The organism is Streptomyces sp. NPDC053541 (assembly GCF_044544705.1).
Taxonomy (GTDB): domain Bacteria; phylum Actinomycetota; class Actinomycetes; order Streptomycetales; family Streptomycetaceae; genus Streptomyces.
Genome location: NZ_JBITXM010000001.1, coordinates 639,754 through 660,238, shown reverse-complemented (window position 1 = coordinate 660,238; position 20,485 = coordinate 639,754). Strand labels below are relative to the sequence as shown.

Genomic DNA, 20,485 nt, shown 5'->3' with positions numbered 1-20,485 from the left:
ACAACGCGGCGAGGCACGGCACCGGGCGCCGAGAGGCCGGCGCGATCGGCGGGACGCCCCTGGGGGTCGGCGGTCACTCCGGGAGCAGGTTGCCCCGCTTGCTCAGCAGGAACTTCTTGAAGGCGGCCACCGGCGGGGTGTCCGGGTGGCCGTCGAGCCAGGCCACGCCGATCTCCCGGACGGCCCGGGGGGAGGTCACGCCGAGTTCGACGACGCCCGGGCGGGCGACCGCGGGCGGCGGCAGCAGGGCGACGCCGAGGCCCGCGGCGACCAGGCCGCGCAGGGTCTCGGCCTCCTCGCCCTCGAAGGCGACCCGGGGCGTGAACCCGGCCTGGGCGCACAGGTCGTCGGTGATGCGGCGCAGGCCGTAGCCGGGTTCCAGGGTCACGAAGGTCTCGTCGGCGGCCTCGGCGAGCCGGATGCGCTTGCGGCCGGCGAGCCGGTGGTCGTCGGGGACGACGAGCCGCAGCCGCTGTTCGTCCAGGCGGCGGGCGACCAGGTCGGGGGCGTCGGGCACCGGCGAGGTGAGGCAGAGGTCGAGGTCGCCGGCCCGGAGCCGTTCGATCATCGCCTCGCCGTAGTTCTGCACCAGGGTGAAGCGGACCCTGGGGTGGTCGACCCGGAAGGCCCGCAGCAGACCGGGCACGGTCTCGGAGCCCATGGTGTGCAGGAAGCCGAAGGCGACCCGGCCGGCCGTCGGGTCGGCGTCGGCCCGTACGGTGTCGGCGGCCCGCTCGACCTCGGCGAGGGCGCGCTCGGCGGCGGTGAGGAAGCGGCGGCCGGCCGGGGTGAGCGAGACGGTGCGCCCGCGGCGGGCGAACAGCGCGACGCCGAGGTCCTCTTCGAGCCGGACCACGGCCCGCGAGAGCGTGGACTGCGGCACGCCCATCTCGGCCGCGGCCCGGGTCACGTGCTCGTGGCGGGCGACGGCGGCGAAGTAGGCGAGCCGGGGCGCCAGCAGCAGTCCCATGTCTTCTTCGTTACTGTTCGGTGACAGCCGGGGCTGTGACCTGTACTCATGCGCCATGGGAACGATTACAGCAGTTCCGTGCATTGGACGCATGAAAGCGGGCGGCCTACGTTCGAGGCATGCCTTCCGCCAGTACCGGGGCGGCCGCCCTCCACGCGGTCGCCGACCCCCGCCTCGCCACCGACGACTCCCGCCTCTCCCCCGGCCGGCCCGGCTACCGCCGGATGAGCCTCGCGCTCTTCGCCGCCGGAGTGGCCACCTTCGCCCTCCTCTACTCCACGCAGGCGCTGCTCCCCGCGGTCTCGGCCGCCTTCGGCGCCACCGCGTCGGCGGCCTCCTGGACGGTCTCCGCCGCGACCGGCGCGCTGGCCCTGTGCGTGCTCCCGCTGAGCGCGCTGTCCGAGCGCTTCGGCCGCCGCTCGATGATGACGGCCTCCCTCGCCGTCGCGGTCGCGGTCGGTCTGCTGGTGCCGCTGGCGCCGAACCTGGAGACGCTGGTCGCGCTGCGCGCCGTGCAGGGCGCCGCGCTGGCCGGCGTCCCGGCCTCGGCGATGGCCTTCCTGGCCGAGGAGGTCCGGCCGAAGGCGCTGGTCGCCGCGATCGGCCTGTTCGTGGCGGGCAACTCGATCGGCGGCATGAGCGGCCGGATCGTCACCGGCTGGGCGGCCCAGCTGTGGGGCTGGCGGGCCGGCCTCGCGGCGGTCGGCCTGATGGCCGCGGCCTGCGCGCTCGCCTTCCGGGCGCTGCTGCCGAGGGCCCGGCACTTCACGCCCGGGACGCTGAACCCGAAGGCGCTGGCCCGGACGGTGCGCGGGCACCTCGCGGACCCGCTGCTCGTGCGCCTGTACGCGATCGGCGCGCTGTTCATGACGGTGTTCGGCGCGGTCTACACGGTGATCGGCTACCGGCTGGTCGAGGCGCCGTTCTCGCTGCCGCAGGGCGTGGTCGGCTCGGTCTTCCTGGTCTACCTGGTCGGCACGGTCTCCTCGGCCGCCGCCGGCCGGCTGGTCGGGCGGCTCGGCCGGCGCGGGGCGCTGTACCTCGCCGTGTCGACCACGGCGGCCGGTCTGCTGCTCTCCCTGGCGGACGCGCTGCCGGCCGTGCTGGCGGGCCTGGTGCTCATCACGGCGGGCTTCTTCGCGGGCCACGCGGTCGCCTCGTCCTCGGTGAGCCGCACCGCGAAGACGGGCCGCGCGCAGGCCTCGGCGCTCTACCAGTCCGCGTACTACCTGGGCAGCAGCGCGGGCGGCACGCTCGGCGCGGTCGCCTTCCACGCGGGTGGCTGGGGCGGCACGGTCGTGATCGGTCTGGTGGCGGTGCTCGGCGTCGTGTCGATCACGCTGTACGGGACGCACAGCGCCCGGGTCGCCGAGCGGCGCGAGCGGCTCGCGACGGCCTGAGGCCGCCGCGGCCGGGCCGCCGCGCGCGGCGCAACCGTCGGGCTCCCCCGTTCGTCCTAAGTGACAGGACTCTAGGGGGAGTTGACGATCATGAAGGCGATGGGAAGCACGGGGCGGAGACGGGCCGGCATCGGGCTCGCGGTCACGTCCCTGGTGGTGCCGATGACGGTGGCCCTCGGCGCCGCCCCGGCCCAGGCCGCGTCGTACTGCAACACGACGACCGGGCCGTACCAGAAGCAGGTGGAGAAGTTCCTCGGCCGGACGGTCGACGGGCGCCAGTCGCTCGCCGACTGCCGGGCGATCCAGGCCTTCCAGGCCAAGCACGGGATCACCCCGACCGCCGGGTACGCCGGGGTGATCACCTGGCGCACCATGTCGACGATGCTCGCGCAGCGGGCGGCCGGGACCAATCCCAACCGGGACGGCCGGTGCCCGACGAACAAGGGCCGGATCGCCTGCGTCGACCTGACCCGCCAGCTCAGCTGGATCCAGGACGGCGCCCGGCTGAAGTACGGACCGGTGCCGGTGCGCACCGGCAAGGACGGCACGGAGACCCGTACCGGCGCCAAGAAGATCTACTGGCGCAACATCAACCACTGGTCGACGCTCTACCACGTGTCGATGCCCTACTCGCAGTTCTTCGACGGAGGGCAGGCCTTCCACTCGACCACCAAGTCCATGTGGAACCCGCCCGGTTCGGGCGGCTGCGTCAACATGCGGCCGGCCGACGCCAAGGCGTTCTGGAACCTGCTCAGGAACGGTGACGACGTGTTCGTGTACGGGCGCAAGCCCGGGACGTGACGCCGTTCGCCGGTGGACTGTCGGTGGTCTGCGGTAGCTTCCCCTCATCGGCGTCGAACGGGCGCCGACGAGGGGCGAGTGGGGTGGACCGCATGAGCGACCAGCTGGAGAAGTACCGCACGGAGCTGACCGGTTACTGCTACCGGATGCTCGGATCCGCCTTCGAGGCGGAGGACGCGGTGCAGGACACCATGGTCCGCGCCTGGCGCTCGCTCGACTCCTTCGAGGGCCGTTCCTCGCTGCGGTCCTGGCTCTACCGGATCGCCACCAACGTGTGCCTGGACTCGCTCAGCGCGGGCAACCGGCGGGCCCGCCCGATGGACCTGACGGACCCGACGCCGGTCGCCCAGGCCCGGCTCAACGAGCGCCCGGAGATCACCTGGCTGGAGCCGGTGCCGGACGGGCGGGTGCTGCCCTCGGTGGCGGACCCGGCCGAGACCGCGGTCTCCCGCGAGACGGTGCGGCTGGCCTTCGTCGCCGCGCTCCAGCACCTGCCGCCCAAGCAGCGGGCGGTGCTGATCCTGCGCGAGGTGCTCGCCTGGAAGGCGGCCGAGGTCGCCGAGCTGCTCGGTCTGACCGTCGCCTCGGTCAACAGCGCGCTGCAGCGGGCCCGCGCCACCATCGCCGAGCACGCCCCCGCCGCGGCGGACGCGGCGGACCCGCTGGACGAGGAGCAGAAGGCGCTCCTGGAGCGCTACGTCGCCGCCTTCGAGGGGTACGACATGCAGGCGCTGACCGCGCTGCTCCACGAGGACGCGACGATGTCCATGCCGCCGTACGACCTGTGGCTGCGCGGCCACGAGGACATCGTGGGCTGGATGCTGGGCGTCGGCGAGGTGTGCCGGGGCTCGAAGCTGGTCCCGACCGTGGCGAACGGCCAGCCGGCCTTCGCGCACTACCACCCGGACCCGGAGGGCGGCTTCGCGCCGTGGGCGCTGATCGTGCTCCAGCTGCACGACGGCAAGATCGGCGGGATGGACTTCTTCCTGGACACCAAGCGCTGGTTCCCCCTCTTCGACCTGCCGGAGCGGCTGCCCGCCTGAGCTTCACGGCGGCTCGTGAGCCTCACAGCAGCTCGCGGAGACCGACGAGCCCGAGCAGCTCGCGCAGCTCGAGCCCGGCCCCGCGGAACTCCAGCCGGTGGCCGCGCCGCCGGGCCACGAGCCGCAGCCGGGCCAGCGCGTCCACGGCGCCGAGCCCGCCGCGCCCGAGGCCGCCGATCTCGCACACGACGAGCCCCGGCTCGGCCGCTTCCAGCAGCGCGCAGAGACGGCCGACGTCCTCGGGCGCGGGCGGCCCGGAGAGCCGCACGTGAAGGGTCGAAGAGGTGTCCACGACAGGGAGACCGCCGGCGTGCCCGGAACTCATCGGCGGACGCGGCGGGGGCCGGTGGACGAGTCGTCCACCGGCCCCCGCCGTGTCGCCCGGGTGCTTACGCGATGCGGTCCAGCACGATCGGGTTCGGGGTGAAGGCCGTGCCCGGGGCCGCGATGTCCCAGGCGTCCGTCAGGGACTTCAGGGCGTAGTCGAACTTCTCCGGGGTGTCCGTGTGGAGGGTCAGCAGCGGCTGGCCCGCGGTCACCGTGTCGCCCGGCTTGGCGTGCAGCTCGACGCCCGCGCCGGCCTGCACCGGGTCCTCCTTGCGGGCGCGGCCGGCGCCGAGGCGCCAGGCGGCGATGCCGATGTCGTAGGCGTCCAGGCGGGTCAGGACGCCCGAGGACGGGGCGGTGACGACGTGCTGCTCGCGGGCGACCGGGAGGGTGGCGTCCGGGTCGCCGCCCTGGGCGGCGATCATGCGGCGCCAGACGTCCATCGCGGAGCCGTCGGCGAGCGCCTTCGCCGGGTCGGCGTCCTTGATGCCGGCCGCGTCCAGCATCTCCTTGGCGAGGGCCACCGTCAGCTCGACGACGTCCGCCGGGCCGCCGCCGGCGAGGACCTCGACGGACTCGCGGACCTCCAGGGCGTTGCCCGCGGTCAGGCCGAGCGGGGTGGACATGTCGGTGAGCAGCGCGACCGTCTTCACGCCGCTGTCGGTGCCGAGCGCGACCATGGTGGAGGCGAGCTCGCGGGCGTCCTCGATGTTCTTCATGAAGGCGCCGGTGCCGACCTTGACGTCGAGGACCAGCGAGCCGGTGCCCTCGGCGATCTTCTTCGACATGATGGAGGAGGCGATCAGCGGGATGGCCTCGACCGTTCCGGTGACGTCGCGCAGCGCGTAGAGCTTCTTGTCCGCCGGGGCGAGCCCGTCGCCCGCCGCGCAGATGACCGCGCCGGTGGTGTCGAGGACGTGCAGCATCTCCTCGTTGGACAGCAGCGCGCGCCAGCCGGGGATGGACTCCAGCTTGTCGAGGGTGCCGCCGGTGTGGCCGAGGCCGCGGCCGGAGAGCTGCGGGACGGCCGCGCCGCAGGCGGCGACCAGCGGGGCGAGCGGCAGGGTGATCTTGTCGCCGACGCCGCCGGTGGAGTGCTTGTCGGCGGTCGGGCGGGAGAGCGCGTCGAAGTTCATGCGCTCGCCGCTGGCGATCATCGCCGCGGTCCAGCGGGCGATCTCCTCGCGGTTCATGCCGTTGAGCAGGATCGCCATGGCGAGCGCGGACATCTGCTCGTCGGCGACCTCCCCGCGGGTGTAGGCGTCGATGACCCAGTCGATCTGCTCGGGGCTCAGCTCGCCCTTGTCCCGCTTCGTGCGGATGACGGAGATGACGTCCATGTGGTGGTGCCTCTTTCTACGCGCATAGAGGGGGAAAGGAGGAGCGGCCCTTCCCATCGTGCCGGAAGGGCCGCTCCGAGGTACTACTTCGCCAGGTGGTCCGGGCCGAAGGCCTGCGGCAGCATCTCCGCCAGGGTGAGGAACCCGGCGGGCGTCTCCAGGACGAGCTCGGGGCCCCCGAACTCGTACAGGAGCTGCCGGCACCGGCCGCACGGCACCAGGGACTCGCCCCGGCCGTCCACGCACACGAAGTGGGTGAGCCGTCCGCCGCCGGTGGCCTGGAGCTGCGAGACCAGTCCGCACTCGGCGCACAGGCCGAGGCCGAAGGAGGCGTTCTCCACGTTGCAGCCGGAGACCACCCGCCCGTCGTCGACGAGCGCCGCCGCGCCGACCGGGAAGCCGGAGTACGGCGCGTAGGCGTGCGCCATCGCCTCGCGGGCGGTCTCCCGCAGCAGGTCCCAGTCGGCTCCGGGCGGGGGCGTCGTCACTTGCCCTGGCCCTTCCGGTACGGCAGGCCGTCCGCCTTCGGCATCCGCAGCCGCTGCGCCGACAGGGCGAGCACGAGCAGCGTCGTGATGTACGGGGCGGCGTCGACGAACTGGCTCGGGACCTCGTCGGTGAAGCCGTACCAGAGGAAGAAGCCGGCCGAGAAGACGGCGGCGAGCACGGCCGCCACGTACTTCTTCCTGTACAGCTGCCACAGGCAGGCGATCACGAGCAGCACGGCGACCAGCAGCAGCAGCGCGTGCACGTTCTCGGCGCCGCCGCGGATCTTGAGGCTGTCGGTGAAGCCGAACAGGCCGGCGCCCATGGCCATGCCGCCCGGCATCCAGTTGCCGAAGATCATGGCGGCGAGACCGATGTAGCCGCGGCCGCCGGTCTGGCCCTCCTGGTAGATGCCGGTGGAGACGATGGCCAGGAAGGCGCCGCCGAGGCCCGCGAGGGCGCCGGAGACGGCCACGGCGATGTACTTGTACTTGTAGACGTTGACGCCCAGCGACTCGGCCGCGACCGGGTTCTCGCCGCAGGAGCGCAGCCGCAGGCCGAAGGCCGTGCGCCACAGCACCCACCAGGTGGCCGGGATCAGCAGGATGGCGACCACGGTCAGCAGCGACAGGTTGGTGACCACGCCGCCGACGATGCCGGCCAGGTCGGAGATCAGGAACCAGTGCTTGGCCTGGAGGTCCTGCAGCCAGTCCGAGAGCCCCGGGATGGTGATGTCGGTGATCGGGTCGATGCGCGGGGACTGCTTGGAGGAGCCGCCCTCGGCCTCGGCGAACGTGAAGTTCGACAGGTACTGGGTGAAGCCGACCGCCAGGATGTTGATCGCCACACCGGAGACGATGTGGTTCACGTTGAACGTGACGGTGATGATCGCGTGCAGCAGGCCGCCCAGCGCGCCGCCGAGCAGACCGACGAGGACGCCCACCCAGGGGCCCCACTGGTAACCGGCCCAGGCGCCGAACCAGGTGCCGAGCACCATCATGCCCTCGAGGCCGATGTTGACGACGCCCGCGCGCTCGGACCACAGGCCGCCGAGACCGGCGAGGCCGATCGGCACGGCGAGCTGCAGGGCGCCGGAGACCTGGCCGACGGAGGTGAGGTCGTCGGCCCCGGAGACGACGCGGACCATCGAGAAGAGGAGCAGACCGGCCGCGACGATCAGCAGGATCCAGGGCCAGGTCAGCTTGCGGCGGCCGCCCGCCTTCTTGGGCGCGGCGCTCGGCTTGGCAACGGTGCCGGTGCTCATGCCGCCACCTCCTTGTCGGTCTTGAGGGCGCCGCCGGCGGCCAGCTGCTCGCCGACCTTCTGCTGCTGGCGGCGGAGGCCGTAACGGCGGACGAGCTCGTAGGAGACGACCACGGCGATCACGATGATGCCCTGCATGATCTGGGTGATCTCCTTCGGATAGCCCGCGACGTCGAGCGACGACGAGGCCTTCTCCAGGAAGGCGAAGAGCAGGGCGGCGAAGAGGATGCCGACCGGGTGGTTGCGGCCGAGCAGCGCGATGGTGATGGCGGTGAAGCCGACGCCGACCGGGAAGTCGAGGCTGTACGTGTGGGTCTCGCCGAGCAGGGTCGGCATGCCCGACAGACCGGCGAGGGCGCCGGAGAGCAGCATCGAGGTGAGGATCATCTTCTTGGCGTCGACGCCGCTGGCCTGCGCGGCGGACTCGCTGGCGCCGGTGGCGCGCAGGTCGAAGCCGAACTTGGTGCGGTTGAGGACGAACCAGTAGACGACGCCGAGCGCGAGCGCGACGAAGGTGAAGCCGTAGATGACGCCGTTGCCCTCGCCCATGTCGATGCCCGGGAACCAGCCGGACTCGGCGATCTCACCGGTGGTGAGGTTGTTCGAGCCGGCCGGCTGGACGCCGAAGTTCTTGGGCAGGATCAGCCAGGCGACCAGGGAGGTCGCGATGGCGTTGAGCATGATCGTCGAGACGACCTCGGAGACGCCGCGGGTGGTCTTGAGGACGCCGGCGATGCCGGACCAGATCGCACCGGTGAGCATCGCGGTGAGCACGATCACCAGGATGTGCAGCGGGCCGGGCAGCTCGACGGACGCGCCGATGAGGGCGGAGACCATCGCGGCGAGCCGGTACTGCCCGTCGACGCCGATGTTGAAGAGGTTCATCCGGAAGCCGATGGCGACGGCCAGGGCTGCCAGGTAGTAGATCCCGGTCTGGTTGACGATCAGGACCTGGATGTCGGAGAACCCTGCGTTGTCGACCATCAGCTGGATCGGCTCGATCGGGTCGAGACCCGTGGCGAGCAGCACCAGCATGGTGAGCACGAACGAGGAGACGAGCGCGAGCACCGGGCCGGCGGCCCCGATGATCAGCTTGTCCTTGTCGAATTTCATCATCGGGCGTCACCGTCTTCGGACTGCTGGGTGCCTTCGAGGTGGCCGCCGGCCGCGCCGGTCATGGCGGAGCCCAGCTCCTCGGGCGTGATGGTGGCGGGGTCGGCGTCCGCGACGAGCCGGCCGCGGTACATGACCTTGAGGGTGTCGGACAGGCCGATCAGCTCGTCGAGGTCGGCGGAGATCAGGAGCACCGCCAGGCCCTCGCGGCGGGCGTCGCGGATCGCGTCCCAGATCTGCGCCTGGGCGCCGACGTCCACACCGCGGGTGGGGTGGGCGGCGATCAGGAACTTCGGGGCGTGGCTCATCTCGCGGCCGACGATCAGCTTCTGCTGGTTGCCGCCGGAGAGCGAGGCCGCGGTGACGTCGATGCCGGGGGTGCGCACGTCGTACTCGCGCACGATCCGCTCGGTGTCCTTGCGGGCGGCCTTCGGGTCGAGGATGCCGCGCTTGGAGTTGGGCGCCTCGGTGACGTGGCCGAGGATGCGGTTCTCCCAGAGCGGGGCCTCCAGGAGCAGGCCGTGGCGGTGGCGGTCCTCGGGGATGTAGCCGATGCCGCCCTCGCGGCGCTTGCGCACCGAGGTCTTGGAGATGTCCTGGCCGTCGAGGGTGATGACGCCCGCGTCGGGGTTGTTCATGCCCATCAGGGCCTCGATGAGCTCGGTCTGGCCGTTGCCCTCGACGCCGGCGATGCCCAGGATCTCGCCCTTGTGGATGGTGAGCGAGATGTCGTCGAGGAGCTTGCGGCCCGCGCCGACCTCCTGGAGGGCGACCGCGCCGGACGGGTCCGGCGGGGCGGCGGTGGTGAGCGGGGCGGCCGCGGCGGCGCCGGCCTCGGTCAGGGTGAGGCCCTGGACCTGGAGCATCGGCACGTCGGTGACCGTGGACTCGCGGGTCTCCGGCGAGGGCAGCTCGGTGCCGACCATCAGCTCGGCGAGCTGCTTGGTGGTGGCGGTCTTCGGGTCGGCGGTGCCGACCGTGGTGCCGCGCCGGATGACGGTGATGTCGTCGGCGACCTTCAGGACCTCGCCCAGCTTGTGCGAGATGAAGATGACGGTCAGGCCCTCGGACTTGAGCTCGCGCAGGTTGTCGAAGAGCGCGTCGACCTCCTGCGGGACGAGCACGGCGGTCGGCTCGTCGAGGATGAGGATCTTGGCACCGCGGTAGAGGACCTTGAGGATCTCCACGCGCTGCCGGTCGGCGACGCCGAGGTCCTCGACGAGGGCGTCGGGGCGGACGCCGAGGCCGTACGCGTCGGAGATCTCCTGGATCTTCCGGCGGGCCTTGGCGCCGATGCCGTGGAGCTTCTCGCCGCCGAGGACGACGTTCTCCAGGACGGTGAGGTTGTCGGCGAGCATGAAGTGCTGGTGCACCATGCCGATGCCGCGGGCGATGGCGTCACCGGGGCTGGAGAAGGTGACCTGCTCGCCGTCGACGGCGATGGTGCCCTCGTCCGGCTTCTGCATGCCGTAGAGGATCTTCATCAGGGTCGACTTGCCGGCACCGTTCTCACCGATGAGGGCGTGCACGGTGCCCTTGCGAACGGTGATCGCGATGTCCTTGTTGGCGACGACGCCGGGGAAGCGCTTGGTGATGCCGTGGAGTTCTACGGCAGGGGGGCTGGACGCGTTGATGGCGCACTCTCCTTGGCCGGAAGGAGCGGGAGCGGACGGGCAGGGCGGGGCGAAGTTATCGTGCCGCTGGGACATCTACACGCGTAGCACTGCCGAAAATTGAAAACCCGTACGGGAATGGGGCCGGGGCCCGGTTCCAGTGGGAGTCACTGGAGCCGGGCCCGCGGCCTCAGGTCAGGACCTGGGTGCCGTTACGGCGCGGTCTTGACGGTGATCTTGCCGTCGACGATGTCCTTCTTCGCCTTGTCCACGGCGGCGACCATCTCGGTCATGCTGGAGTAGGCCGGGTTGGACGTGGCCAGGCCGACGCCGTCGGTGGCGAGGCCGTAGCGGACCTCACCGGACTGCGGCTTGCCGTCCTTGACCGACTTGATCAGGTTGTAGACGGAGTCCGAGACGTCCTTGGTGACCGAGGTCAGGATGTGGTCCTTGTACTTGGCCAGACCCTTCTGGTTGTACTGGTCCGAGTCCACGCCGATGGCCCACTTGCCGGCCGTGGCGGTGGCCTCGATCGCGCCGGAGCCGGCGAGACCGGCGGCGGCGTAGATCACGTCGGCGCCCTTGTCGAGCTGGCCCTGCGCGGCGGCCTTGCCCAGGTCGGGCTTGGAGAAGCCGTCGAAGTTCGGGGGCTGGGTCAGGTACTGGGTGAGCACCTTGGCCTTGGGGTTGGTGTCCTTGACGCCCTGGGCGAAGCCCGCCTCGAACTTCTTGATCAGCGGGACCTCGACGCCGCCGATGAAGCCGACCGTGCCGGTCTTGGACGCCTTGGCGGCGGCGACGCCGGCCAGGTAGGAGCCCTGCTCCTCGTTGAAGACGAGGTTGGCGATGTTCGGACCGGTCTTCGACGTGTCGTCGATCAGGCCGAAGGTGGTCTTCGGGAACTGCTTGGCGACCTTCTCGATGGCCGGGGCGTAGGCGAAGCCGACACCGATGACCGGGTTGTTGCCGGCGCGGGCGAGCGCGGTCAGGCGCTGCACCTTGTCGGCGTCGCCCTCACCGGCCGACGGCTCGGCCTCGGCGCCCTTGACGCCGAGCTCGTCCTCGGCCTTCTTGAGGCCCTCGTAGGCGGCGTCGTTGAAGGACTGGTCGCCGCGGCCGCCGATGTCGTAGGCGATGGCGGCCTTGGTGGCACCGGCGGAGGAGCTGGAGCTCGAACCGGAGCCGTTGGACGACTTGCCACACGCGGTGGCGGACAGGGCGAGCGCCGCGGAGGCGATGCCCACGGTGGTGATCCTGGTGATCCGGCGCAAGAGGAGGGTCCCTTCAAGACTGACCGAAAGCGCCTCTTCCGGCGCTGGTTTCGCGGCGATCGTAACGCGCGTAGATGTCAGTTAAAGACCCGTTCATGAGTCGTTATCGGATCGACGCGAACCGGCCAGGGGGTCCACCCGGGGCGTCCGGCCCGATACCGCCCGTCATACACGCTGGTACGGACGTTCGGGCCGGGCCCGCAGACGACACGCCGGGGGCTGGGCCGGACGGCTGAACGCGGACCGGCCGGCCATTAAGTCGTACTTATTGGCCGGTTTTCGTCGGGCTTTGCGGCGGCCTCCCGGCGGGCCTTCCGAGGGGCCTTCCGAGGGGTTCGGCGGGGGTCCGGCGGGAGCCGGCCCGGCGGGGGGCCCGGAGGGGGCTCAGCGGCCCGGCATCCCGTCCAGGAGCGCCGCCGCCGTGAAGAGCTCCACGCCCACCGCGATGGCCCGCTCGTCCACGTCGAAGTCGCCGGCGTGCAGGTCGCGGACCCGGGTGTCGCCGGGGACGCGGACGCCGAGGCGGGCCATGGCGCCGGGGACGTGCTCCAGGTACCAGGAGAAGTCCTCGCCGCCGAGGGACTGCTCGGTGTCCTCGACCGCGTCCGCGCCGCGTCGGGCGGCCATGGCGTCGTGGAGCAGTTCGGTGACGCCGGCGTCGTTGACCACCGGCGGGACGCCGCGGACGTAGTCCACGGTCGACTTCGCGCGGTGCAGCGTGGCGATCTCGTCGACGGCCGCGTGCACCAGGTCGGGGGCCTCGCGCCAGGTGGGCAGGTCGAGGCAGCGGACGGTGCCGGAGAGCGCGGCGTGCTGCGGGATGACGTTGGGGGCGTGCCCGGACTCGATGCGGCCCCAGGTGACCGAGAGGCCCGAGCGGGCGTCGACCCGGCGGGCCAGCACGGCCGGGACGTCGACCGCGACCCGGGCGGCGGCGGTCACCAGGTCGGTGGTGAGGTGCGGGCGCGCGGTGTGCCCGCCGGGGCCGTCGAGGGTGATCTCCAGGCGGTCGCAGGCGGAGGTGATGGGCCCGACGCGCAGCCCGATCCGGCCGGCGTCGACCTTGGGGTCGCAGTGCACGGCGACGATCCGGCCCACCCCGTCCAGGACGCCCGCCTCGACGGCGTCGGCGGCCCCGCCGGGCAGCACCTCCTCGGCGGGCTGGAACAGCAGCCGCACGGCCCCGGGCAGCCGGCCCTGGCGGTCCAGCTCGGCGAGCACGAGCCCGGCACCCAGGACGGTCGTGGTGTGCACGTCGTGGCCGCAGGCGTGGGCGCGGTTCGGCTCGGTGGAGCGGTACGGGACGGTCTTCACGTCCGGGATCGGCAGCGCGTCCAGGTCGGCGCGGAGCGCCAGCATGCCGCGCCCGGGAACCCGGGTCCCGATGTCGCAGACGAGTCCCGTGCCGCCGGGCAGGACGCGCGGGCGGAGTCCGGCGGCCTCCAGCCGGGCCCGGACGGCGGCGGTGGTGCGGAACTCCTGGTTGCCGAGCTCGGGGTGCATGTGCAAGTCCCTGCGGAACGCGATCAGTTCGGCGCGCAGGGGTTCGGACAGCGTTCCGGGCAGCGCGGAGTGCGCCGCCCCGGGGCCGGGCTCACGGGACTTCAAGTGGTTCACCTTTTGAAGGGTAGGCCCCCGAGGAGACCAACTGCCCGGTGATCACGAAAACTTCAGCCCCTTAGGGGAAAGAAATCTCATCCCCTGGGCATGACCGTCACCCTCCGTGGGTACGCTCAACCGAATTCGAGTCGTTCGGTGCGGCTCGCGGTTCCGGCGACGCCGGACAGGAAGCCCTGGGCGCGCGGCGAGGCGTTCGCGCGGAGCCACTCGGGCGCGATCTCGCAGACGGCGACCTTCACCCCGGTGCCAGCCAGGGCCAGCGGCAGGGTGTGCACGACCGTGGACGGGAAGCTCACGATGGTGCGGCCGACCGGACCGCGGCGGGCGATCAGCTCCAGCGGCAGATCGGGGCGGACCACGCCGAGGCCGGTCTCGACGGCGATCCGGTGCAGCTTCTCGGCGCTCTCGCGGCGGTGCGCGAAGTAGCGGGTGGCGCCGTGGGTGCGGGCGAGCACGGTGACGGCCCGCAGGTATTCGTCGGGGTCCACGACCCCGGTCTCCACGAGCGAGGTGCCGACCAGGTCGGCGCCGCGGGTGAGCCGGGGCGGGCCGAAGCGGGACCGGGTCCAGGAGAAGTCGTTGGCGGTGACCGTGGTGCCCTCGGGCGGCTCGACCGGCAGCGAGGTGAAGATCTCCACGGTGCGGTGCGGGCCGGGCGCGAGCTTGCGCCGGGCCAGCGAGGTGACCGGCGCGAGGACCAGTTCGCGCGGGCCCCGGCTGCCCCGCCGGTGCCAGCGCACCAGGCGTTCGCCGCGCGCCAGCTGCGCGGCGAACTCCATGGTGGCGGTGCCGTCGTCGACGACGGTGACCCGGCGGGGGCCGTACAGGGTGAGCAGCAGCTGGACGTAGCGCGAGAAGGGGTCCCCGACGATCACGCGCTCGGCGGCCCGCAGCGGGCCGGCGAGCTCGCGCAGGGTGCCGACGAGGGCGCCCCTGCCCTGCCGGGCGTCCTGCCACTTCACGGCGACGCCCTCGTCCCGGGCGAGCTGCGCCATCCGGCGCAGCTGCCCGCGGGACATCGGGTCGGTGGGCGACAGGACGACCACGGTGAGGCCGGCGTGCGCGAGCGGGGCCCCGGCCGGCGCGGCCGGCCCGGGGTCCTCCTGACCGTGGCGCCGGTCCGGCTGGGGCGGGACCGCGCCGAGGCGGTCCGGGGCGTCCCGGAGGGTGGTGGCGTGGGCCCATTCCAGGACGTTCAGCAGCTGGACCGGGCTCTCGACGAACGCCAGCCGGCCGGTCATGCGGCGACGAGTCCCGGGACGCGGCGGAGCTTCTTCATCGGGCCGAGCTCCGACTCGTAGACCTTCTTCACGCCGTCGCCGAGCGCGGTCTCGATGGTGCGGATGTCGCGGACCAGGCGCTGCAGGCCCTGCGGCTCGACGGAGGCGGCCTGGTCGGAGCCCCACATGGCGCGGTCGAGGGTGATGTGGCGCTCGACGAAGGTGGCGCCGAGGGCGACCGCGGCGAGGGTGGTCTGGAGGCCGGTCTCGTGGCCGGAGTAGCCGATCGGCACGTTCGGGTACTCCTCCTGCAGCGTCTGGATCACGCGCAGGTTCAGCTCCTCGGCCTTGGCCGGGTAGGTGGAGGTGGCGTGGCAGAGCAGGATGTTGTCGCTGCCCAGGACCTCGACCGCGTGGCGGATCTGCTTCGGGGTGGACATGCCGGTGGAGAGGATCACCGTGCGGCCGGTGGCGCGCAGTTCGCGCAGCAGCTCGTCGTCGGTGAGGGAGGCGGAGGCCACCTTGTGGGCGGGGACGTCGAACTTCTCCAGGAAGGCGACGGCCTCGGTGTCCCACGGGGAGGCGAACCAGTCGATGCCGCGCTTCTTGCAGTGCTCGTCGATGGCGCGGTACTCGTCCTCGCCGAACTCGACGCGGTGGCGGTAGTCGATGTAGGTCATGCGGCCCCAGGGGGTGTCGCGCTCGATGTCCCACTGGTCGCGCGGGGTGCAGATCTCCGGGGTGCGCTTCTGGAACTTGACGGCGTCACAGCCCGCCTCGGCGGCCACGTCGATGAGCGCGAAGGCGTTGTCCAGGTCGCCGTTGTGGTTGATGCCGATCTCGCCCGTGACGTAGACGGGCTGCCCCGGGCCGGCGGTCTTGCTGCCGAGGGTGCGCAGGCGGTTGCTCATGATGGTGGTTCCTTACGGGTTGGGGGTGCGGGGCTCGGGGAGGTGGAGCTCGGGTCCGAGGAGCCAGGCGGCGATCTCGCGGATCGCTCCGGAGCCGCCGGGGGTGTCGGTGACCGCGCGGGCGGCGGCCCGCACGGAGTCGTGGGCGCTGCCCACCGCGACGGGCCAGCCGACGAGGTGGAAGCAGGGCAGGTCGTTGACGTCGTTGCCGGCGTAGAGCACCCGCTGCGGGTCGATGCCCTGCTCGTCGCACCACTGCTTGAGGGCGAGGTCCTTGCGGTCCACGCCGTGCAGCACGGGGATGCGGAGCTTGCGGGCGCGGGCGGCGACGACGGGGTTCTGCTCGGTGGAGAGGATCAGCAGCGGGACGCCGGCCCGGCGCAGGGCGGCGATGCCGAGGCCGTCGCCGCGGTGCACGGAGACGAACTCGCGTCCGTCGGCGTCGATGTGGACCCGGTCGTCGGTCTGGGTGCCGTCGAAGTCGAGGACGACGGCGTCCACGTCGGCGAGGACCGGGGTGACCGGCTCGTCGAGCAGCGGCGCGAGGGCCCGGGCGCGGGCCAGGTCGTGCGGGTCGTCGACCTCCAGGACCCGGGCCGGGTCGGTGACGACGAGTTCGGTGCGCCCGAAGAAGCGGTGCCGGCGGGTGCGGAAGCCGTCGGCGGCCATCGCGTAGACGGCGCCGGTCTCCAGGAACTCGGGCTCGCGGTCCTGGCGGCGCGGCCGGTGGGCCTTGTCGTGGTTGACGCCGGTGGCGCCGGCCTCGGTGTCCCGCCACAGGAAGCCGTGGGCGGGGGCGGCGGTGAAGGCGGTGTCGGCGGCGCCCTCGGTGATCCGGCGGGCGGTCTCGTCGACCTCGGTGGCGGTGAGGAAGGGGCTGGTGCACTGCACGAGCAGGACCACGTCGGCGGCCCGGCCGTGGGTGGCCTCGAAGGCGTCCATGGCGTGCAGCACGGCCGACTCGCTGCTCGCCGTGTCGCCGGAGAGCTCGTCGGGGCGGCGGACGGCCTCGGCGCCGAAGGCGCGGGCGGCGTCCGCGATCGCCGGGTCGTCGGTGGAGACCACGACGTCGGTGACGGCGGGCGCGCCGAGGCAGGCCCGGACGGCCCGGCCGACCAGCGGAACGCCGGCGACCGGGGCGAGGTTCTTGGCGGGGACGCCCTTGGAGCCGCCCCGTGCGGGGATGACGGCGAGCACGGTCGGCGTGTCGGTGGGCATCAGAGTTCTCCCAGGCGGCGGATGACGGGGGCCACGCGCTGGACGCCGTGGCGGTAGGCGCCGCGCGCCGCCTCGCGGACGATCCGGCGCACCCCGCTCTCACGGGGCTCGGGCGCGTCGACGTCGAGGCGGTGGCGGGCGAGGATGCCGGGCAGGTAGCCGCCGGCGGTCGCGGGCGTGTAGTACGGGGCGACCGGCGGCAGCGGCGGGCCGGCGAGCAGCTCGGCGACCCGCTCGCGGGCGGCGTCGAAGGCCCGCTCGTACGGGATGCCGCCGGGCAGCCCCTCCGCGCCGACGCCCTGCCGGGCCAGCCACCGCTCGTCGGCCTCCGGGACGGCGCCCCGGTCGAGCGCGTCGAAGGAGGTGAGCAGTCCGGAGCCGATGAAGTGGTGGTTGCCGAGCGCCTCGCGCACCCCGAGGTCGGTGAGGACCGCGGTGGGGACGCGCCGGTGCAGGGCTTCGAGGGCGGCCGTCGAGGAGACCGTGACCAGCAGGTCGGTGCGGTCCAGGACCTCGCCCATGTGCCCGTACACCAGACGGAAGTTGGGCGGGGTCGGCAGGTCGCGCACCAGCTTCTGGTACGGGAACTCCTCCAGGTGCGTGGTGTGTTCGCCGGGCCGGGAGCGCAGCTTGAGGAGCACCTCGCGGTCCGGGTGCAACCGGGCGTGCTCGACGAGCCGGCGCAGCACGTAGGCGCGCTCGGCCTTGGTGACCGGCACCGAGGGCTGGGCGGCGAACACCAGGGTGTCGCGGCCGGGTTCGGGCTTGTGCGGGGCGCCGCCGAGGAACGGCAGCGCGGCCTCCACGACCGAACCGGCGTCGGCGCCGACGCCCTCGTACACGGCGCGGAAACGCTCCGCGTCGTGGCGGGAGTTGGCGAGCACCACGTCGGCGCCGTGGCGCAGCAGCAGCCCGTCGGCGAGCTTCTCGTACACCACGCCGACGTAGCCGGTCACCAGTACCGGGCGGCGCTCCAGGCCGAGGTCGGCGATGCCCTGGAGCACGGCGCGCACGGTGCCGCCGACGAGGGCGAGCACCACGACGTCGTATCCCTCGCCGCGTTCCGCGGCGTCACGCACCTCACGCAGGAACTCCGCTCCCGTCACCTCGCGCGGCGCGGTGTCGGACACCGCGGTCTCGGCGAGCTGGCGGGAGGTGGGGGTGGCGCGGCCGCGGAGCACGAATCCCGTGGGAGCGGGGGCTTTTTCGGCGCTGATTCTGCGTGCGGTGAGCACGCCCCATTTCCACCGGGTGTCGGAGTCGGCGAGAACGGCGACGCGCACCGCTCGATCGGTACGTGATGGCACGTCCAGGACGCTAGGAGGGCACGGGGATTCACAGCCCAACTCGGCCACAACAAATGGTTAACAGCACCATGACGCCGGGCGGGAAACGGACAGAAAGGGGGGAGCGTCCGGGGCGGTTAAGGGGCTCGCCGCTTCGTGTTCACCGGGCATCCCCTTTCCGGTCAGGGCGAATGCCGGGGCGCCGCCTAGCGTCGGCCGCGTGGTCAAGCTCTCCGTCGTCGTGCCGTTCTACAACGTGCAGACATACGCCCCCGACGCCCTTCGAAGCCTGCGCGCGAACGCCCGCGAGGACTTCGAGTTCCTGCTGGTCGACGACTGTTCGACGGACGGGACCCCGGAGCTCCTGGAACGCGCCGAGCGCGAGATCCCGGGGGCACGGCTGCTGCGGCACGCGCGCAACGAGGGCCTCGCGACCGCCCGCAACACCGGCCTGGACGCGGCCCGCGGCGAGTACCTGGCCTTCCTGGACGGCGACGACTGGCTCTCCCCCGGCTTCTACGCCCGCCTGGTCGCCACCATGGACGCGCTGGACTGCGACTTCCTGCGCACCGACCACGTCCGGGTGACCGGGCGCGGGCGCTCGGTGCGGCGGGTGCCGGTGGGCCGGCGCGGGGAGCCGCTGCGGCCGCGCGACGCGATCCTGCCCGCCGACCGCACGACCTCCGTGGACTACCCGTACGCCTGGGCCGGGATGTACCACCGGCGGCTGCTCGACCGGGGCCTGCTGCACTTCCCGGACGGGCTGCGGACCGCCGAGGACCGGCCGTGGATCTGGCGGCTGCACCGGGAGGCGGAATCCTTCGCGGTCAGCGGCGAACTCGGCATCTTCTACCGGCGCGGGGTGGCGACCTCGCTCACCCAGATCGGTGACGTACGACAGCTCGATTTCATTCGCGCATTCGATCTGCTGATCGACGGGGTGAAGAATGACCCGGACGCGGACCGGCTCCTTCCGAAAGCCGTCCGCACCTATTGCGCGGTGATTTCCCACCACATCGGAAACATGGCCAAATTCGAACCCGAGGTCGGCCGGCAATTGCGCGCGATGAGTTCCGGAGCACTGCGCCGGCTGCCGCAGGACGTGCTCGCCGAGGCCCTCGCGGCCATGGGCGAGGACCGCGCGGGCCCGCTGCGCCGGCTCAAGCGCCGCCGCCCCGCCCCCGCCCCCGCGAACGACGGCCCCGCCTCCGGCCGGGCCGCCCTGGAGACCGACGCCGCATGAACCGCACCGCCCCCGCCCGCCGCACCACCCAGATCTTCTACGCCTCCACCCTCTACGGCGCCGCCACCGTGGCCGCCGCCCTCGACAGCGGCTGCTTCGACCCGGCCGACCGGCGGATCCTGCTCGTCTCCACCAACTCCGCCGTCCCCGAGACCACCACCCCGCTCGACCGCATGCCCGGCTTCGAGCGGCTGCGCGGCCGATTCGACGAGGTCCTCGACTGGAACGCCGTCATCGAGCCGCTGCACCCCGGCGGCTGGACCCCGCGCGCCGACGACCTGCCGCTGCTCCAGCGCCACCTGCGCCGGCTGTGGCGGCTCGGCGACGACCGGCTCGAACTCGTCGTGGAGTCCCTCCAGGTCGCGCCCGCCCTCACCATCGCCCAGCTGCTCCCGGAGGCGTCGATCGACGTGTACGCGGACGGGCTGATGAGCTACGGCCCCACCCGCAACAAGATCGACCCGCTGGTCGGCGAGCGGGTGCGGCGGCTGCTCCACCTGGACCTGGTGCCGGGGCTCGCGCCGCTGCTGCTCGCCGAGTTCGGGGCGGTCGCCGAGACCGTGCCCACCGAGGCCTTCACCAAGGTGATCGAGGAGCTGGCGGGCCCAGGGGCGGCCGCGCCCGGCGCGGCGGACGGCCCGGACGGCCCGGCGCTGCTGCTCGGGCAGTACCTGGCCGCGCTCTCCCTCCTCACCCCCGAGGAGGAGGGCGAACTGCACCTGAAGATGGTCCGCGGCGCCGTCGCCCGCGGCCACCGCCGACTGGTCTTCAAGCCGCACCCCACGGCCCCCGACGCCTGGACGAAGGCGCTGGCCGAGGAGGCGGCGGCGCTCGGCGCCGAACTGACCGTCGAGGACCGGCCGCTGCTCGCCGAGGTGCTCTACCTCCGGCTGCGGCCCGCGCTCGTGGTCGGCTGCTTCTCGACGGCGCTGCTGACCGCGAGCGCGTTCTACGGGATCGGGACCGCGAAGGTCGGCACCCGGCCGCTGCTGGCCCGGCTCTCGCCGTACCAGAACAGCAACCGGGTGCCGCTGGTCCTGGTGGACTCCCTCGTCCCGGACCTGGAGGAGCCGGCGGGCCCGGCCCTCACCCTGCCGGAACTGACCGGCCTGGTCGCGGCGGTGGGCTTCGCGATGCAGCCCAGGATCCGCCCGGACCTGCGGGAGGCGGCCGTACGCCATCTGTCCGGCCCGCTCGCGGCCGGCACCCGGCACCACTTCACCCGCCGCCGGCTCACCTCGCTCGGCCTGCCCGGCGGCCTCCCCGTCCCTCGCCACCCCGGCCTGCGCCGGCTGGCCCGCCGCGCGCTGCGGCTGAAGCGGCGGGCCCTCGGCGGGCGGTGAGGCCGCCCGGGGCGGGG

General features: G+C 72.8%; 18 protein-coding genes. 5 read left to right on the top strand and 13 right to left on the bottom strand.

Annotated features, from left to right (window positions below):
* Positions 1-73 precede the first annotated feature (73 nt).
* Positions 74-1,027, bottom strand: a complete 954-nt coding sequence (locus ACIGW2_RS03320) for a LysR family transcriptional regulator (protein WP_391653077.1) — start codon at positions 1,025-1,027, stop codon at positions 74-76.
* Positions 1,028-1,089: 62 nt separating this feature from the next.
* Here ACIGW2_RS03320 and ACIGW2_RS03315 point away from each other — a divergent pair, with 62 nt between their 5' ends.
* From ACIGW2_RS03315 to ACIGW2_RS03305, 3 genes are all read left to right on the top strand, one after another.
* On the top strand, positions 1,090-2,370 hold the full coding sequence (locus ACIGW2_RS03315; RefSeq protein ID WP_399840766.1) for an MFS transporter: 1,281 nt from the start codon (positions 1,090-1,092) through the stop codon (positions 2,368-2,370).
* 162 nt (positions 2,371-2,532) lie between these two features.
* Positions 2,533-3,171, top strand: a complete 639-nt coding sequence (locus tag ACIGW2_RS03310; protein ID WP_399840940.1) for a L,D-transpeptidase — start codon at positions 2,533-2,535, stop codon at positions 3,169-3,171.
* A gap of 92 nt (positions 3,172-3,263) precedes the next feature.
* On the top strand, positions 3,264-4,214 hold the full coding sequence (locus tag ACIGW2_RS03305) for a sigma-70 family RNA polymerase sigma factor (protein WP_356076293.1): 951 nt from the start codon (positions 3,264-3,266) through the stop codon (positions 4,212-4,214).
* Positions 4,215-4,236: 22 nt separating this feature from the next.
* Here ACIGW2_RS03305 and ACIGW2_RS03300 read toward each other — a convergent pair whose 3' ends face one another.
* The 12 genes from ACIGW2_RS03300 to ACIGW2_RS03245 all read right to left on the bottom strand — a co-directional run bounded on the left by ACIGW2_RS03300 (position 4,237) and on the right by ACIGW2_RS03245 (position 17,903).
* Positions 4,237-4,506 carry an STAS domain-containing protein gene (locus ACIGW2_RS03300; protein ID WP_399840764.1) on the bottom strand — a complete coding sequence of 90 codons (270 nt, stop codon included), beginning with the start codon at positions 4,504-4,506 and terminating at the stop codon, positions 4,237-4,239.
* 97 nt (positions 4,507-4,603) lie between these two features.
* Positions 4,604-5,881: a thymidine phosphorylase gene (locus ACIGW2_RS03295; RefSeq protein ID WP_361575575.1), complete on the bottom strand. Its 1,278-nt coding sequence runs from the start codon at positions 5,879-5,881 to the stop codon at positions 4,604-4,606.
* Between the two features lie 83 nt (positions 5,882-5,964).
* Positions 5,965-6,369 (bottom strand): cytidine deaminase, encoded by a 405-nt coding sequence (locus tag ACIGW2_RS03290; RefSeq protein WP_356077030.1) that lies wholly within the window; start codon positions 6,367-6,369, stop codon positions 5,965-5,967.
* A complete protein-coding gene (locus tag ACIGW2_RS03285; protein WP_391653080.1) occupies positions 6,366-7,631 on the bottom strand; it encodes an ABC transporter permease in 1,266 nt (421 codons plus the stop codon). The genes ACIGW2_RS03290 and ACIGW2_RS03285 overlap by 4 nt, the downstream gene beginning before the upstream one ends.
* Positions 7,628-8,746, bottom strand: coding sequence for an ABC transporter permease (locus ACIGW2_RS03280; protein ID WP_361575569.1), 1,119 nt, complete (start codon positions 8,744-8,746; stop codon positions 7,628-7,630). The genes ACIGW2_RS03285 and ACIGW2_RS03280 overlap by 4 nt, the downstream gene beginning before the upstream one ends.
* Entirely contained in the window at positions 8,743-10,452 is a 1,710-nt protein-coding gene (locus tag ACIGW2_RS03275) for an ABC transporter ATP-binding protein (protein ID WP_356077037.1), read from the bottom strand. Before ACIGW2_RS03275 ends, ACIGW2_RS03280 begins: the two co-directional genes overlap by 4 nt.
* Positions 10,453-10,568: 116 nt before the next feature.
* Positions 10,569-11,627 carry a BMP family protein gene (locus ACIGW2_RS03270; protein WP_391653081.1) on the bottom strand — a complete coding sequence of 353 codons (1,059 nt, stop codon included), beginning with the start codon at positions 11,625-11,627 and terminating at the stop codon, positions 10,569-10,571.
* Between the two features lie 384 nt (positions 11,628-12,011).
* The gene (locus ACIGW2_RS03265; protein ID WP_391653082.1) at positions 12,012-13,244 is read right to left on the bottom strand and encodes an amidohydrolase; all 1,233 of its coding nucleotides are present in this window, start codon (positions 13,242-13,244) and stop codon (positions 12,012-12,014) included.
* A 116-nt stretch (positions 13,245-13,360) separates the two neighbouring features.
* Complete coding sequence (locus ACIGW2_RS03260; RefSeq protein WP_356075992.1) at positions 13,361-14,488, bottom strand: hypothetical protein; 1,128 nt, start codon at positions 14,486-14,488, stop codon at positions 13,361-13,363.
* Complete coding sequence (locus ACIGW2_RS03255) at positions 14,485-15,378, bottom strand: N-acetylneuraminate synthase family protein (RefSeq protein ID WP_356075993.1); 894 nt, start codon at positions 15,376-15,378, stop codon at positions 14,485-14,487. The genes ACIGW2_RS03260 and ACIGW2_RS03255 overlap by 4 nt, the downstream gene beginning before the upstream one ends.
* A 12-nt stretch (positions 15,379-15,390) precedes the next feature.
* A complete protein-coding gene (locus tag ACIGW2_RS03250) occupies positions 15,391-16,596 on the bottom strand; it encodes an acylneuraminate cytidylyltransferase (protein WP_361575554.1) in 1,206 nt (401 codons plus the stop codon).
* Complete coding sequence (locus ACIGW2_RS03245) at positions 16,596-17,903, bottom strand: DUF6716 putative glycosyltransferase (RefSeq protein ID WP_391653084.1); 1,308 nt, start codon at positions 17,901-17,903, stop codon at positions 16,596-16,598. Before ACIGW2_RS03245 ends, ACIGW2_RS03250 begins: the two co-directional genes overlap by 1 nt.
* 199 nt (positions 17,904-18,102) lie before the next feature.
* Between ACIGW2_RS03245 and ACIGW2_RS03240 the strand changes: the two genes are divergently transcribed.
* Entirely contained in the window at positions 18,103-19,125 is a 1,023-nt protein-coding gene (locus tag ACIGW2_RS03240; protein ID WP_391653085.1) for a glycosyltransferase family 2 protein, read from the top strand.
* A complete protein-coding gene (locus tag ACIGW2_RS03235) occupies positions 19,122-20,468 on the top strand; it encodes a polysialyltransferase family glycosyltransferase (protein ID WP_399840758.1) in 1,347 nt (448 codons plus the stop codon). The genes ACIGW2_RS03240 and ACIGW2_RS03235 overlap by 4 nt, the downstream gene beginning before the upstream one ends.
* Positions 20,469-20,485 lie beyond the last annotated feature (17 nt).